The following is a 13610-nucleotide window of genomic DNA, read 5'->3' as shown; positions in this document are numbered from 1 at the left end:
AATCATGGCCAATAATGCTTTACTTTATGGCCGAGTCATCAAGATACAGATTAGTGGAAGCCTTTCAACCGAAATAACTGGTGATCAGATGGAGATACATTTTGAAGTTCCCTTTGATGATGATGCCAAGCCGAATACATCAACCGTTGATATTTTTAATTTATCTCCGGCAACAATCAGTCGAATCAAAGGCGGAATGATCTGTACGGTTCAGGCTGGCTATCGCGGAGATTATGGTGTGATAGCCAGCGGTCGCATTTCAACGGTGTTGACCAGCAAAGACGGTGTCGACAAAAAAACAACAATCTCATTCGTAGAGGGCGAAGATTATTCACATAAAACAGTGACACTGGCTGAATCGGATCCTGCACAAAAATACTATGTGAATCAGCGGGTTAAACTGGCCACACCGATCAGAAAAGTTCATTACGAGCATGGCCGGAAGTATGTAAGTTATATCCATTATAAAACGGTCAAGGTAGCGAAATATAAGAAGCGGACGCATGTCATCACCTTTGCGGCGGGAACGCTTGGATCGACCATCATCAAACGGCTAGTTAAGGATCTGGGCATTAAACTAGCTCAGTTATCTGTTCCGTATAACAAGGTTTATACAAAAGGGTATCGGGTCACTGGTCTCATTGAAAATAACCTTGAAGAGGTCTGTCGCGATTGCAAAGCCGCTTTATATTATCGACGCGGCAAGATGGTGATTCGTTCGATAACCGAAGGCAACGATGAAAATTTCACGTTGAATGTAAATTCTGGATTGATCGAGAGTCCGACGCCATTTGATGATGATACTGGAAAGGGATTTACCGTAAAGTGTCTTTTGCAGCACCGGATTACAACGGCCAGCATTATCAGCGTGCAAAGCGCTACCTGTAATGGAAAATTCAGAGCAAAGATCGGCAAACATGTCTGCGATGGAGGCTCGTTCACCACGGAGGTGAATGTCATCTGATGTCTAAACAGACGGGTTTTTATGATTCACTGATACGGAATATCAAATTGAGTCTCTATGTTTCGGCACCTGCGAAGGTACTTAAATATAACTCTGGGGCGCACACAGCCAGTGTGCAGCCTCTTTTTTTGACTGTTGATTCCAATGATAACGTAGACGATTGGCCACTCGTTGAGGATGCTCCTGTCTTGAAACATGTGGGTGATCTTGCACCTGGAAACGTCGTACTTCTGCTATTCGCTGACCGTGCGATCGATAATATGCATGGTGCAGATATGATTGATCCAGACTCAACACGGACACATGATTTGACGGATGCTTTTGTGATCGGGGTGATACAGACATGAAAGCACCTTTGATTGATCAGAACGGCGATCTTGTCTTTCAAAATGGCGACATGGTTATGGTCGATGGTGACCAGGAGCTTGTACAGTCTGTCGAGAGCATTCTGAAAACAGTTAAGGGCGAATTATTCATGGATGAAGACTTCGGCCTATCTCATGACAACCTGGTTGGCAAACAAGCGGATAAAGACGCGACACATGATGACATTGTCGAGGCGATCTCACAGGAATCGCGAATTTCGTCTGTAGAAGAAATTGATTTTAATGATGATCGCAGTAAACGTACCAGGTCTATATCGCTTTCCATGACTAAGGCAGATCAAACTGGAGAAATTTCATTAAATGACGTTGGTATTGAAAGTTAGGAGGTAAATTTATGCTTGATTCTACTGGCTTTCATAAAAAATCATATGCCGATTTAGTTTCGGACATGCAGAACAAGGCTCGGGAATTGTGGGGTGCGGATATCAATGTGTCGCAGACAAGTTTTCTTGGCATTTTGATTATCCTCTTTGCGTGGTTTCTCTCTATTGCCTGGGAACTGACCGAAAGTGTATACAATGCCGGATTTGTCACAAAGTCCGAAGGTGTGCAACTAGATCGGCTCAGCACGTTGATGGGCACCAGTCGCATTCCTGCGGCAAACAGTTACGTTACGCTGACGATCACCGGTCAAGTAAATTTTGAAGTTCCAGAAGGCACCGTATTTCAGACAAGCGACGGTATTCAATTTGAGACGATCGCGGATTTAACTTTGGATACTACCGGTATTGGGACCGTTGATGCTGTTTCAACCGATACCGGGATTGATACCAACGTGGCAGCTGGTGCCATTACAGTGCAGGCAAATCCGGATTCGAACATTACGTCGGTGACGAATGCAGCAACAGCGACAGGTGGACGAGATCAGGAAACAGATGATGAGTTTCGACAACGTCTTGTGGCTGGTAGCAGTAGCACAGGTAATGCAACTTTTCCATCGATTGTGGCAAAGTTGCTGGAAACGAGTGGGGTTCGATCAGCAAACGTGATTGTTAATAACACGCTGGAAACGGACAGTGCTGGAAATCCTGCTAAGTCAGTGCATGCATATGTACTTGGTGGCATAGCGTCGGATGTTGCAGATACACTGCTCAACTCAGTGGCAGCAGGTATAGAGACCGTTGGCAATCAAACGGTGAATGTGGTCGATAGCAGCGGTACTACTCATAAAGTAAAATTTGATTTTGCAGCGCAGATTGATATAAAGCTGGCTATATCGATAAAAACGAATGCCAAATATGAGACAGACGGGGATGCTCAGATACAGCAGAACATACTTAATTACATCGGTGGCACGGATGCTGATGGCACGTTCTATTCTGGGCTGTTGATGGGCGAGGACGTGGTCTACTCTCGGTTATTCTCGTGTGTGTATGCGGTCGCAGGCATTGATGATGTGACCATCCAAGTCGGCCGGAGCACGGATGAAACACTCGGTACGGAAAATGTCGTTATCGGCCCGAATGAGGCACCACAGACGAGCATTACCGCAATTGAGGTGACGCACGAATGATACAAGACTGGATCTCGAAACTGACGGACCGATATATCAAGGACCCAAAGTCTAACATCGGCAAAGTCCTGACGATTATTTCTGATGAAGTCGATACCCTATCTGATACCATCAGTACAGTCGAGTCCTGGCGTGACCTGCAGCAGGCGAAGGGTACAACACTGGATCTTATCGGTGCTGATTTTTCCCAACCGCGTGGACAGATGCCAGATGAAATATATCGGTCAATCATTATCGCGAAAATCGTGCAAGGACAGTCGGATGGCACTTATAACAAGATGATTACGGCGATCGCCAAAACGCTCAGCTGTGATCTGACTGATATTGTTATTCAAGCGGACTCGGCACCAGCTGCAATCATCGTACAACGTGCTCCGCTCACTGCACTGAACAGCATCGGCTTAAGTATCAATCAGTTTATCCAAATTGTCGAGCAAGTTGTGTCGGCAGGAGTCAGCATTACGAGCATCAATTTGGAAGGCACATTCGGGTTCGCGAGCGGAACTTCGTTGGAAACAAGCATCGATGGATTCGCCGATTTAGCCCAAACGACCGGTGGCATCTTCGGCGGTCTATTTGCCCCGGAAGATGATTATAAGTTACCGATTTAAGGAGAGTGGTATGAAATGACTTTTACAAAACCATTACCAGAATGGAATGCGGTAGGTACTGAGCCACCACAAACAAAAAAAGATGCGGGTTGGGCAGCGTCTGATAAGCCCCCAGCAGACTGGTTCAACTGGTTTTTCAATTTGGTTTACCTGGCTCTGCAAGAACTTCAACAGAGCGGATACACGAAAGACGAGATCACACAGGCAATTACGAATGCCATTAATACAGTTGTCCCAAACTCTCAAGTTTCTGCGACTGCTGTAGCGAATAAACTTTTGCTGCTTAATTCGAGCGCCAAACTCCCGGCATCAATCACTGGGAATGCCGATGGAAACGCAGCAACGGCGAGTAAGTTGCAGACTTCTAGAACGATTGGACTGGGTGGGGATGCAACTGGCTCCGCTTCATTTGACGGCAGTGCAAATATCTCCATATCCGCAGTGCTTACCGCGGAGAGCGTATTGGCAAAATTATTGACAGTAGATGGTTCGGGTTCTGGATTGGACGCAGACCTCTTAGATGGCCATGATTCATCTTATTTTTTACCTACCGCGGGAAACGCACCAACCGCTTCAAAGCTAGCCACCGCAAGAAACATTGGCGGAGTTCCATTTGATGGTTCTTCGGATATTTCTTTGCCAGGGGTAAATGCTGCAGGAAATCAAAGCACATCTGGCAATGCGGAAACAGCGAGTAAGCTGGCTACTGCTCGCACTCTCTCAATATCTGGTGATGGCACAACAAGTGGCTCATTTGATGGTTCTGCCAACCTCGCACTTTCTTTTGCACTTGCTGCGTCCGGTGTAACAGCAGGAACATACACAAAATTAACTGTTGATGCAAAGGGTCGTGTCACATCGGGTACACAATTGGCATCAGCGGATATTCCAGCCCTCGATTGGTCAAAAATCGCAACAGGAAAGCCGACAACACTATCGGGATATGGAATTATAGATGCTGTTTCTGCTTCTAATTTGGCAAATATGCAGTGGTATGATGCAGTGCTGCAAAATGGTGCTACTGGGACATGTAAATACGCCAAAGGTGCACTCGGTGTGGTGCATCTGATGTTTAATATATTAAACTGGTATAGCGGTAATGTTCTCTTCCAATTACCCACTGGATGTATTCCCAGCTTTAACATTGGCACCGTAGCATTAAACTATAATCTAAACTTAGGAAATTACAATGCTGTTGGGGTAAGAATTAATTCAGACGGAAAAGTTTATCTTAATGCATTAGATGGTACATCCATAGGTACTAGCAGTGCTCCAACTGTTTTGACGACTTCTTTCTGGGTAGGTGATTAATATGAAGCAAATCTATCAGATTGACACCAACGAGTTATTTGTGGCTCCGGTTATTTTCGATGACTCGCCAGTGGTTACGGAAAATGAGGACGGCACGACGACAAGTACTGTGCCGCAAATTCCTAATGATTGTGTAGAGACAGCACCCCCGAACGGATTCTATAAACCAAAGTGGAACGGAGCTGAATGGCTGGAAGGTGCTACCCAAGACTATATTAATAGTTTACACGCAGCACCGTCTCCTAACAACGTGGAGTTGCTTCAGCAGCAGAATGCTCAACTTCTTTTGCAGTCAGCTCAGCAGGCACAGACAATCAGTGATCTTCAAAATCAGAATGCTGCCATCATGCTTCAACTCGCACAAATACAGCCGGGAGGTGCTTCATAATGTGGAAGTCATGGATTACGTCTTATTATCAGAAGGGCTATTACACAGTCGACCAGATGAAGGTATTTGTATCGGCAGGGTGGATCACGGCGGATGACTATCAGACGATTACTGGTCAGGCTTATGTAGCAGTTTAAATTCGCAAACGTTTGCGAATTTGGAAGATCGAGACCTTTCAAGAGGTCTTTTTATTTTGCACTCATAAGAGGTGGATAGGGTGGATGTAGAAACACGTATTGAGGATCATGAGGCAAGAATTCACAGGTTAGAGGACGGGCAGGACGACATCAGAGACCGGATCAATTCCCTATCCGATCAGATTAAGGATGGGAATGCCCGTAACGATGAGTCAAACAAGTATCTTCGGGAGCAAAATACAGAAGTCATACGGATGCTTGGCGGAATACAGCAAAAGAAACAAGAAGCGCACATATCCATTTGGCAAGCGATTGGTAAACTAGCAATCCCCATCGGTGGCGTGGTCACACTAGCAACTATTCTCGTAAACTTCTTTTTCAGTAAGTGAGCGTCCATACGGGCGCTATTTTTATACATAACATTGGGAGGAGGTGAGTAGAAATTATGGGAAAATATCATATTGGGAGATGGAGTAATTTGAAAAAAATAATCTCTTTAGCGCTGGCCGTTGGGCTGGCGTTTTCTTTTGCGCTGCCGGCATCTGCGTCTGGCCGAATCGACTTCATTGACGTATCTCATTATCAGTCCGAGTCAGGTTTACCGCTATCGGTTTACCAGACGGCGAAAGCAGGGCACATTGACGGTGTCGTAGTAAAAGTATCGGAAGGCACCAGTAGGCGCGATCCAGCGGCAGCTGTCAATATTGCAAACGCCCGGGCCGCTGACTTGCGTGTGTCTGTTTATCATTTTGGACACCTGACAAGCGTCTCTGAAGCGCAGTCAGAAGCACGTTGGTTTGACAAAAATCTGCAAGCAGATGGATTTTCTAAAACGGCGGACGGCTATGCAGTTCTGGACATCGAAGATGCGTCACTGACGAGAGATGCTAGCCAGCTAACGGATTATGTCAATGCTTTTTTAGACGAGCTGCACAAGCTTGGTTACGTCAAAACGGATGTTTATAGCGGAAGCCATTATTACGGCAATCGATTGATCCCGTCAAAACTGGATAATAATCAACCTTGGCTTGCGCGATATGCTTTTGATGGGAGAACAGTTCTTGATCCCGGATACAATCGAGGTGCACATCAGTGGAGCAGCACGCAAAAATTGTTCCCAGGATATGGCTATTTCGACGTAAATATTGATTATGCTGGCAAGTATACGGGTGCGGTATCAAGCAAGGTTGGTAAGGTCGGTGGTGTGAGTCTTGTAAACTATTTAAAGAGCAAAAAGATTAATTCTAGTTTTGCAAACCGTACAAAGTTGGCGGTAGATTATGGGATCGTCGTCAAGATGAGCGAGTACAAGGGCACAGCGGCACAGAACATCGCGCTGTTGGCAAATATCAAGGCCGGTAGAAAACCAAGCGCAGCGGCTATCAGTGCAGTGAAAAAGACGACTGAGAAAGTGAGCGCTACAGAAAATGCTTATGTCGTTCGCCGAGGTGATACTTTATCCTCGATTGGCGAGAGGCTCGGTGTCAGCTACAGAACAATCATGTCGTTTAATGGCCTGCACTCGTGGCTGATCTATCCGGGAGAAAAGCTGAGACTGATGGCAGCTACCTCAAAGTCGATCGCTAAAACATCAACCCACATTTATACTGTACACCGTGGTGATTCACTTTGGAAAATTTCAAGAGCGAAGCATACTTCAGTTTCTCATTTGAAGTTTGTAAATCATCTACATTCTGACTTGATTAAACCTGGCGAGAAAATTAAATATTAAAGGAGAGATTCAAATGTTCCAATCCATTATTTCATCTGGACTTACTGACGCAATTAAACTGGTGGCTGCCGCTGCCGGCATTTTTTTAACCACATATATTAAGCAGCACTCAGATATGGCCAAACTGAAAAAGGCACAGGAGTTTCTGAACTCCAAGTCCACTGCTGCTGAACTTACGAAACAGGTTGCATCTGAAGTTGCCCGGGTGCTTGAATCGCCGGCAACGGTTGAAAAGGGTGCCGAGGTAATTGCTGCATTTGCTCAGAAAAAAGGAATTAAGATCACTGAGGATGAAGTGAAGAACCTGCTGACAGAACTTCAGAGCGACGGGAAACAAGTTGCTTCTGAAGTGAATTCAGCAATAGTAGCCGGTACCAACGCAGTTCAGTCACCCATTGCAAAATGACATACGAAAAGCCCACTCTGTGGGCATACATAAATGTATTTTAGTGCATCTATATATGGTGAAAAATTTGTTGAAAATAATCTTACCTTCTATATTCACTTTGAAGTTTTAGGGCTCTTCTCGTGTGATGAAAAAATGGATATTATTGACAAATATGCTGTGAACATGGCCAATATTTTATTACTGTAAGTTCGAACATATGTAAGTAGTTAACGGGATTAGCTTTATATCAGAGTATCATAATTCAAACCATCAATGTCTTGAAATTAATGAACAAGAATAATAAAAGCGAAGCCAAAGCAGATGAAAAAGAGCCTAATGAACAATAAGGCTCTTTTCTTGAATTAATGTTTGTAAATTACATGCATTGAATTGTGAACCTGCGAGAATGCGCAGACTTCTTTTTATATAATAAAAACCGGTCGTTGACCGGCGGATAGATCAAAAACTTTTAGTGAAAGCTCCCAAGTTCCATTTCACTTTTAACAAATTCATTATTAGGATCTAGTTTTAAAACTTTTTGAATAATCGGTTTTGATTTTTCTTCAGGAATTAAGTGATAAGGGGCTACGCTCAAAATAAGAAGATTAACAAGATACTGAACGTAATTTGGGTCTTTTTCATTACTTAATTCTATAGATCTTTTTGCATGAAAAAGTGCGCTCTGTGGGGCACCATTCACATAAACTAGGTCAGTAATAAAAATATTGAAGAGTACTTCATGAAGTTCTGGAGTTTCCTTTTCAAGTAAAAGTTTTAATAGGACAGTATACCAAAATAAATTGTTAGTATCTTGATTAATATAGCTACAAATTTCTTCAAATAATTCCTTAGAATCGATGTTTCTGGAATAAATCAGGGATTTATTTAGGTCATTTTCTTTTAATGCTTCATAAAGTTTTCCCATTTTAATTCACCCACGCAGTTGAAATGTGTGCCGTGCCTTTAATTACACGATATCGTACGGATACTTTGTGACCCTTTATTTCAAGGTCTTTTCTATACACTTGAAGTTTACGATTTTCAAGAACTCTACGTCCATTTCTCATGGTTTTCTCAACATATGGTTTTACGTGATTCCAATTTACAGGTTTCGCGATGTATCTCCATTTGTGATCATTACCTTTACTTCCCTCAATGATATGATTCTGGTTCCGGGTGTTTTTATCTAATTCTTTTATATAAGATGGTTCACTATAAGCTATTCTCTCCCCACCTCTGTCACCACCCCCTTCATCAAAACCTCCAGGCATTTCAACGGGCCCAAACTCCCCGTAACCTCCACCCGCGAATTCACTATCGTCTTGGGCATTTGCGATATGCGGAAGAGATAGAGCAAAGAACAACAAAATTGGAACGAATAACAGCAAAATATTTTTTCTCAATTCTAACACATCCTTTGAAAAATTTTAATAAGTCGATATTATCATTAATGGAATAAATTTGCAGAAATTTAATTTGGCTTATTTCGACAAAAATCGACAATTATACAAAAATATCCCCACACCTAAGTGCAGGGATCACATCATATCTTCACTGGCCTTAAAATATTCGGCAGCCGTATCCCGTATCCATTTGACGGCACTTTCCTTGTCGAAGCCAATCGGATAGGGGTGATTATCGAACATCATCTCATGGTTTAACCAATCATGATCTACAATGCGTATATGGCAATAAAAAATATCTTGCCGGTTCTGTGTTATCGCTTTCTGACATTTAACAATCGCGGCATCTATAATGATGAGATATTCATTAATAAATTTTAAGTGAGAAGCGGTCAGCAGCTTTTTATCATATATAAGCGCTTTGAGCACGAGCGGCAGGAGGGCATGATTTTTAACAACCATGTATTCTTCGTCTGTAATAATCTTTACACGATCTGCATCCAACATGTCACTCTCCATCCTGAACGACGACATGTATATCCATCACATCGGCAAAAGTAAATTTATAACTCATTCCGAATCCATCATTAACCTGAACAATCTTTTCATACGGATCTAACTTTGCAATCGTACATATTTTTTGTTTTATAAACCCATCTTTGTAATAAGATAATTCGACAAACTCGTGGGTCTTAATCACGGTCTGTAGTGATCTCTGAATTTCCTGTAACTCGTCTTCATCCAGATCGGGTCGCCCAATCTTCATCCTATCAATGTCATGTTGCCTGAGCGCTTGCACATGTTCCGGCAGCATCATTCGGCTAGATTCCCAGCGCATATTACTACCTGGTGTCAGTTTATTCATCAACCTCACCCCTTTTCAAATATTATATACGAATGTGCGTTCTAATAATACTGGAAAATAAAACATACGTTCTGCATAATATGATCAATAGGGTCGTGATTTGCGTGCCAAGGAGCTATATTGTCGAAATTGTTTATCAGGAAAAGTCTGGGCAATTCAGCCATCAACAAATTCTCTGGGGACAGATATATTAAAGCTTGCTGCTACACATGCCAACAGTTGAAAATTTTTTCCAGAGCGCAGATCTTCTCCTGGATAAGAGTAATGACTGCCTAAGCTGAGGGTCGTGGCATATGTAAACCGACTCATCCGTACCTCTCAAGAAGCCAATATATTCGAAGATAAAATACCACCATTCTTCTGATTCATGCTTAACATACTCTAACTCCCATTCCGTAAACAAATCCTCATCAAATATCCGACTGATAGTAATTAAACTTCTTTTATCATATGACATGTAAAATCGCCTCCTATATGTATATAGGCTGATGATTGCAAGAACGGTGAATAAAGTAAAAAAATTCTCCTGTTGCCTGGACAGGAGAATATCCATATATAATCTCTCTCACAAAGCGATTATGCACGATAGAATGTATAATTGCAAAATGGGAAAATCATAAAAAGTGTACACAATGATCGATCTTTTACTCAGAATGAAAGAATTGTAGTAATAGATGGATCCCTTTTCTTAAAAAGGGGAGGTTTTATTTTCAGGTCTGCCCCAAAATGCGCCCCACAAACCATGCTCAGTTTTGGTCAGAAATGTGAATCGAAATAATCGATAAAAGTAAAAAATGCCTTAGTATCAGGGCATCAATTTCACCTTTGTTCAGCTTAGATAACGGCTGCCATTACAATGCGGAACCTCCCCTGACCGAGCTGCAAAACCAATTGATACTTAATTGCTCCCATAAAAAAGGTATAAGTACCCGGCTGAAGAAATTTTCCGGCCGCATTGATCATGATGGATTGAGTATTCACATTGCTGAAGACTTTGATGCGCGCGTCCATTGTTCTCGTAGTCACCTGGCTGGCACTGATCACCTGATAGTAGCCATTCTGAGTATTGAAAACTATCTTGAATGGTGCTGATTTGAGAACGGCCTCCATCTGTGTATCGCTGATTGTTTCCCTGATTTCCTCGGCAAAATGTCTCATTTTTTGTTCATCGGCAGTATGTGATAAGGAAAGGAAAGAGATAGGGGCGATGATGCAGGCAATGGCCACAACGATCAGCAGTTCGATAAGTGTAAACCCCCTATCGCTACGAAGTTTAAGGCGCATGGACTTTTCCTGTTGCCGTATCATAAATCAAAGCACGGCCTTCAGACGTTTTAATATTATCGACATAGTCCTGTTGAACAAGAACGTCGAGAGAAGGCGGAAGTTCGCCATCATGATCCATCTGATAGGCGGCAATCTGGCTTTGCACCATCTTAACGGTCGCTTCCGTGCTTTTGTCCTGAACGACAGACTGCGATTTGATCATATTGGGGACGGCAATCAGCAGAAGAATAGATATGATCATCAGGACGATCATCATTTCAATGAGGGTGAAAGCTCTTTCAGAGGCGAGAATCAATCTGCGAAAGGTTTTAAACATACGGAGAACTCCTTTGTGGTGGGATATTAACGATTTGAAGACAAGCTTTGATTGAAGATGAAGCAGAAGAAAATGTAAAATAGAAGAAAAACGGGAAGGGGTGAAGCGGTAGGAAAAAAATAGAAAACTGAAAAAAGAAAAGCAACACCTCCTAACAGGTCAGCAGAGAGAGGAGATTATAAATAAAAAATTCGACAACATTGGATCTAATCCTTTTTTATAGGACAAAAAAATTGTGACAAAGTTCAAAACCTACTGCACAAAGATTTTTCTGCTTTTTGCAGATCCGGAAGATAGAAAAATCATCGGTGGGATGATCAGGGACATGGAATATGTGGTGAAGTGGGGCGGGATCCGGAACGATGCCATATGGATGCTGACCGGACGAGAGTCCACTTGACGGATCCTGCTGTGGTAGAAGATGCACTGTGTGAACTGACGAAGAGAGGAAAGAAGTTTACATATTGGCAAAGGTTGAGCTGTTTTCATATGGAAAAATTGCTGACTTACTTGAGATGAGAAAGACTAGTATTCAAACATTTGTTGAGCGCACGAGGAAATGTATGTCTGAAAAGCTCTAAATAAAATGTTCCCAGTTGCATCAACTTTACATAATTTCGAAACAATACTTAAAAATCCCCACCAATAAATAGGTGAGGTTATTTGAAGTTATTTTTAATTAAGAGTGTTAACGCAACACATAATCTTATTGTAAATCCATGGCTACTTTCTCATTTTGGACTTTAGTTAATATTTAATATCTGAATCCATTTGTATGAAAGTTATGTCGACCTCCACGGAAGTCGTGCCCAGTACTGCGGAAACCGTATCGATGCCAACCATTTCTCGAATACAGAGATTGATAGCCAATCTCTGTTGTAGAGAACGCCGTCCCTTCTGAATATATCGTTGAGGGGGCGATTAGTACACTGCCTATTGAATTGACCAATGCAATGGGCTGAACTTGGTTGTTACTCGAATTTATAGGCGCTTCATTAGATTCTGCATTAGTGAATGCCACAACTCCGGTATCTGCTAAGGGGTACAAATTACCATTTTGATCAGATGGATCCTCGCTAATCCATTCCGCTGAAGTCCCAATTCCGGAAGCGTAGCCACTGTCCAGGTTGACCGAAACACTTGGGGTCAAAATGTGACCGTTGGGTTCGATCACTTTAAAGTTCAGAGACCATTCTGAACCATTCCGATCAAAAATCTTGGTCATGATTTTCGAACCTACGGGTACCGTTACTAAATTCTGAGAGACTGCAGGTAGTTGTTCCCAAAATAGAGTGGCAATTTCGTGGTTCCCCTGAAACTGTTCAACGGTTCCCATCTGAAGGAGATCACTCGAACCCATACCGCCTAATCCAATCCATTGAGAGCTGACCGACGCTGAACTACCGGAAGCTTTGGGTACGATCCAGCTACCCGTTATACTTGTATATGCCGAAGAACCTGACGCTGGGGTTACTGCGTATCCAGACCAATTTGATGATTCTTGCGTTCCACTTGGTAATTGAAGCGGAGGAACTGCTTGATTATTATGTGTTTGTGATTGAGACTTGGTAACTTGGCTTGTCTTAGCTTGTACGTGTGAAACAGCTCTAGAAATCTTAGTAACTTTAGCAGTTTTAGTAGTTTTCCTATTTGCAATTACATGTGCAGTCACCTTAGTTTCATGTCCACGTAACGCCACTTTACGAGCAGACAAATAGATAGGTCTAGGCTGAATTGACTGAGCATCCGATTGAAAACTAGGTGCAACGATGAAAATAGATACCGCTGAAAGAATTGCTAGAGCAATTTTTCTCACATAAAATCATCCTCTCACTATTTTTAACTATATCAAAATATCATATTACCTAGTTAGTAAAATTTCATCTTAATGTAGTAAATGAGTTTTATAAAAAGCAGAAATATTTCCCAATTTACAACATTACGAGAAAGGATAAGAATTTAGACAAATGAAACTAGTGACAGAACTACAAATACAGTGAACTAGTAGTATTTAAAGTATATTTTTGCTAGATAATCAACACCGTCTTTATCATTTCAAACTAATTACTGTGAATGGCCACTAGGGATTGAACATAAAAAAGCTATTCTTCTCACAAATGCCATGTCACCGCAACACTTTTATTATCGGTTTGAAATGCTTTAATTTTTACTTTTTTGTCATACGATTTGCCATATAAATGAAAGGTATTTTATGAGTGCTAAATCACTGCTTCATTATGCCCTAAAATAGGGAGTTTGTGTAGGTAGGCTTTGCGGCCAGATTGCCTGACCGTAAATCCGCATGCTAA

At 42.2% G+C, this 13610-nt stretch carries 19 protein-coding genes; 12 read left to right on the top strand and 7 right to left on the bottom strand.

Annotation, left to right across the window (positions count from 1 at the left end; genetic code table 11):
- Positions 1 to 4 precede the first annotated feature (4 nt).
- The 11 genes from COP04_RS13810 (at position 5) to COP04_RS13760 (ending at position 7448) form a co-directional block, all read left to right on the top strand.
- The gene (locus COP04_RS13810) at positions 5 to 964 is read left to right on the top strand and encodes a phage protein (protein WP_100488550.1); all 960 of its coding nucleotides are present in this window, start codon (positions 5 to 7) and stop codon (positions 962 to 964) included.
- A complete protein-coding gene (locus tag COP04_RS13805; protein ID WP_100488549.1) occupies positions 964 to 1311 on the top strand; it encodes a Gp138 family membrane-puncturing spike protein in 348 nt (115 codons plus the stop codon). Before COP04_RS13810 ends, COP04_RS13805 begins: the two co-directional genes overlap by 1 nt.
- Positions 1308 to 1673, top strand: coding sequence for a DUF2634 domain-containing protein (locus COP04_RS13800; protein ID WP_100488548.1), 366 nt, complete (start codon positions 1308 to 1310; stop codon positions 1671 to 1673). The genes COP04_RS13805 and COP04_RS13800 overlap by 4 nt, the downstream gene beginning before the upstream one ends.
- A gap of 11 nt (positions 1674 to 1684) precedes the next feature.
- On the top strand, positions 1685 to 2863 hold the full coding sequence (locus COP04_RS13795) for a baseplate J/gp47 family protein (RefSeq protein ID WP_100488547.1): 1179 nt from the start codon (positions 1685 to 1687) through the stop codon (positions 2861 to 2863).
- Positions 2860 to 3474 (top strand): hypothetical protein, encoded by a 615-nt coding sequence (locus tag COP04_RS13790; RefSeq protein WP_100488546.1) that lies wholly within the window; start codon positions 2860 to 2862, stop codon positions 3472 to 3474. Before COP04_RS13795 ends, COP04_RS13790 begins: the two co-directional genes overlap by 4 nt.
- Before the next feature lie 15 nt (positions 3475 to 3489).
- The gene (locus COP04_RS13785) at positions 3490 to 4785 is read left to right on the top strand and encodes a hypothetical protein (protein WP_100488545.1); all 1296 of its coding nucleotides are present in this window, start codon (positions 3490 to 3492) and stop codon (positions 4783 to 4785) included.
- A gap of 1 nt (position 4786) precedes the next feature.
- Complete coding sequence (locus COP04_RS13780) at positions 4787 to 5173, top strand: hypothetical protein (RefSeq protein ID WP_100488544.1); 387 nt, start codon at positions 4787 to 4789, stop codon at positions 5171 to 5173.
- Complete coding sequence (locus COP04_RS13775; RefSeq protein ID WP_100488543.1) at positions 5173 to 5310, top strand: XkdX family protein; 138 nt, start codon at positions 5173 to 5175, stop codon at positions 5308 to 5310. Before COP04_RS13780 ends, COP04_RS13775 begins: the two co-directional genes overlap by 1 nt.
- 80 nt (positions 5311 to 5390) lie before the next feature.
- A complete protein-coding gene (locus tag COP04_RS13770; protein ID WP_100488542.1) occupies positions 5391 to 5699 on the top strand; it encodes a hypothetical protein in 309 nt (102 codons plus the stop codon).
- Positions 5700 to 5755: 56 nt separating this feature from the next.
- On the top strand, positions 5756 to 7042 hold the full coding sequence (locus COP04_RS13765) for a GH25 family lysozyme (RefSeq protein ID WP_100488541.1): 1287 nt from the start codon (positions 5756 to 5758) through the stop codon (positions 7040 to 7042).
- Between the two features lie 13 nt (positions 7043 to 7055).
- Complete coding sequence (locus COP04_RS13760; protein ID WP_100488540.1) at positions 7056 to 7448, top strand: hypothetical protein; 393 nt, start codon at positions 7056 to 7058, stop codon at positions 7446 to 7448.
- A gap of 451 nt (positions 7449 to 7899) precedes the next feature.
- Here the strand turns inward: COP04_RS13760 and COP04_RS13755 are convergent, their stop codons facing one another.
- From COP04_RS13755 to comGC, 6 genes are all read right to left on the bottom strand, one after another.
- Positions 7900 to 8355: a hypothetical protein gene (locus tag COP04_RS13755; RefSeq protein WP_100488539.1), complete on the bottom strand. Its 456-nt coding sequence runs from the start codon at positions 8353 to 8355 to the stop codon at positions 7900 to 7902.
- A gap of 1 nt (position 8356) precedes the next feature.
- Positions 8357 to 8833, bottom strand: a complete 477-nt coding sequence (locus tag COP04_RS13750; RefSeq protein WP_100488538.1) for a polymorphic toxin type 35 domain-containing protein — start codon at positions 8831 to 8833, stop codon at positions 8357 to 8359.
- Positions 8834 to 8968: 135 nt separating this feature from the next.
- Positions 8969 to 9340, bottom strand: a complete 372-nt coding sequence (locus COP04_RS13745) for a YhjD family protein (protein ID WP_100488537.1) — start codon at positions 9338 to 9340, stop codon at positions 8969 to 8971.
- A gap of 1 nt (position 9341) precedes the next feature.
- On the bottom strand, positions 9342 to 9698 hold the full coding sequence (locus COP04_RS13740) for a YolD-like family protein (RefSeq protein WP_100488536.1): 357 nt from the start codon (positions 9696 to 9698) through the stop codon (positions 9342 to 9344).
- Between the two features lie 834 nt (positions 9699 to 10532).
- Entirely contained in the window at positions 10533 to 10982 is a 450-nt protein-coding gene (gene comGD, locus COP04_RS13730; protein ID WP_239984873.1) for a competence type IV pilus minor pilin ComGD, read from the bottom strand.
- The gene (gene comGC, locus COP04_RS13725) at positions 10972 to 11301 is read right to left on the bottom strand and encodes a competence type IV pilus major pilin ComGC (protein ID WP_100488533.1); all 330 of its coding nucleotides are present in this window, start codon (positions 11299 to 11301) and stop codon (positions 10972 to 10974) included. Before comGC ends, comGD begins: the two co-directional genes overlap by 11 nt.
- Before the next feature lie 235 nt (positions 11302 to 11536).
- Between comGC and COP04_RS19685 the strand changes: the two genes are divergently transcribed.
- Positions 11537 to 11701, top strand: a complete 165-nt coding sequence (locus COP04_RS19685; protein WP_157800310.1) for a hypothetical protein — start codon at positions 11537 to 11539, stop codon at positions 11699 to 11701.
- Between the two features lie 354 nt (positions 11702 to 12055).
- On the opposite strand, the gene COP04_RS13720 is transcribed toward COP04_RS19685, so the two are convergent.
- Positions 12056 to 13117 (bottom strand): G1 family glutamic endopeptidase, encoded by a 1062-nt coding sequence (locus tag COP04_RS13720; protein WP_100488532.1) that lies wholly within the window; start codon positions 13115 to 13117, stop codon positions 12056 to 12058.
- Positions 13118 to 13610 lie beyond the last annotated feature (493 nt).

The organism is Sporolactobacillus pectinivorans (assembly GCF_002802965.1).
Classification (GTDB): Bacteria; Bacillota; Bacilli; order Bacillales; family Sporolactobacillaceae; genus Sporolactobacillus; species Sporolactobacillus pectinivorans.
This window is presented reverse-complemented; position numbering and strand designations above follow the sequence as displayed.

Coding starts and splice junctions, on each gene's coding strand:
- COP04_RS13810 (WP_100488550.1), top strand. CDS start 5: ATGGCCAATAATGCTTTACTTTATGGCCGAGTCATCAAGATACAGATT.
- COP04_RS13805 (WP_100488549.1), top strand. CDS start 964: ATGTCTAAACAGACGGGTTTTTATGATTCACTGATACGGAATATCAAA.
- COP04_RS13800 (WP_100488548.1), top strand. CDS start 1,308: ATGAAAGCACCTTTGATTGATCAGAACGGCGATCTTGTCTTTCAAAAT.
- COP04_RS13795 (WP_100488547.1), top strand. CDS start 1,685: ATGCTTGATTCTACTGGCTTTCATAAAAAATCATATGCCGATTTAGTT.
- COP04_RS13790 (WP_100488546.1), top strand. CDS start 2,860: ATGATACAAGACTGGATCTCGAAACTGACGGACCGATATATCAAGGAC.
- COP04_RS13785 (WP_100488545.1), top strand. CDS start 3,490: ATGACTTTTACAAAACCATTACCAGAATGGAATGCGGTAGGTACTGAG.
- COP04_RS13780 (WP_100488544.1), top strand. CDS start 4,787: ATGAAGCAAATCTATCAGATTGACACCAACGAGTTATTTGTGGCTCCG.
- COP04_RS13775 (WP_100488543.1), top strand. CDS start 5,173: ATGTGGAAGTCATGGATTACGTCTTATTATCAGAAGGGCTATTACACA.
- COP04_RS13765 (WP_100488541.1), top strand. CDS start 5,756: ATGGGAAAATATCATATTGGGAGATGGAGTAATTTGAAAAAAATAATC.
- COP04_RS13760 (WP_100488540.1), top strand. CDS start 7,056: ATGTTCCAATCCATTATTTCATCTGGACTTACTGACGCAATTAAACTG.
- COP04_RS13755 (WP_100488539.1), bottom strand. CDS start 8,355: ATGGGAAAACTTTATGAAGCATTAAAAGAAAATGACCTAAATAAATCC.
- COP04_RS13745 (WP_100488537.1), bottom strand. CDS start 9,340: ATGTTGGATGCAGATCGTGTAAAGATTATTACAGACGAAGAATACATG.
- COP04_RS13740 (WP_100488536.1), bottom strand. CDS start 9,698: ATGAATAAACTGACACCAGGTAGTAATATGCGCTGGGAATCTAGCCGA.
- comGD (WP_239984873.1), bottom strand. CDS start 10,982: ATGCGCCTTAAACTTCGTAGCGATAGGGGGTTTACACTTATCGAACTG.
- comGC (WP_100488533.1), bottom strand. CDS start 11,301: ATGTTTAAAACCTTTCGCAGATTGATTCTCGCCTCTGAAAGAGCTTTC.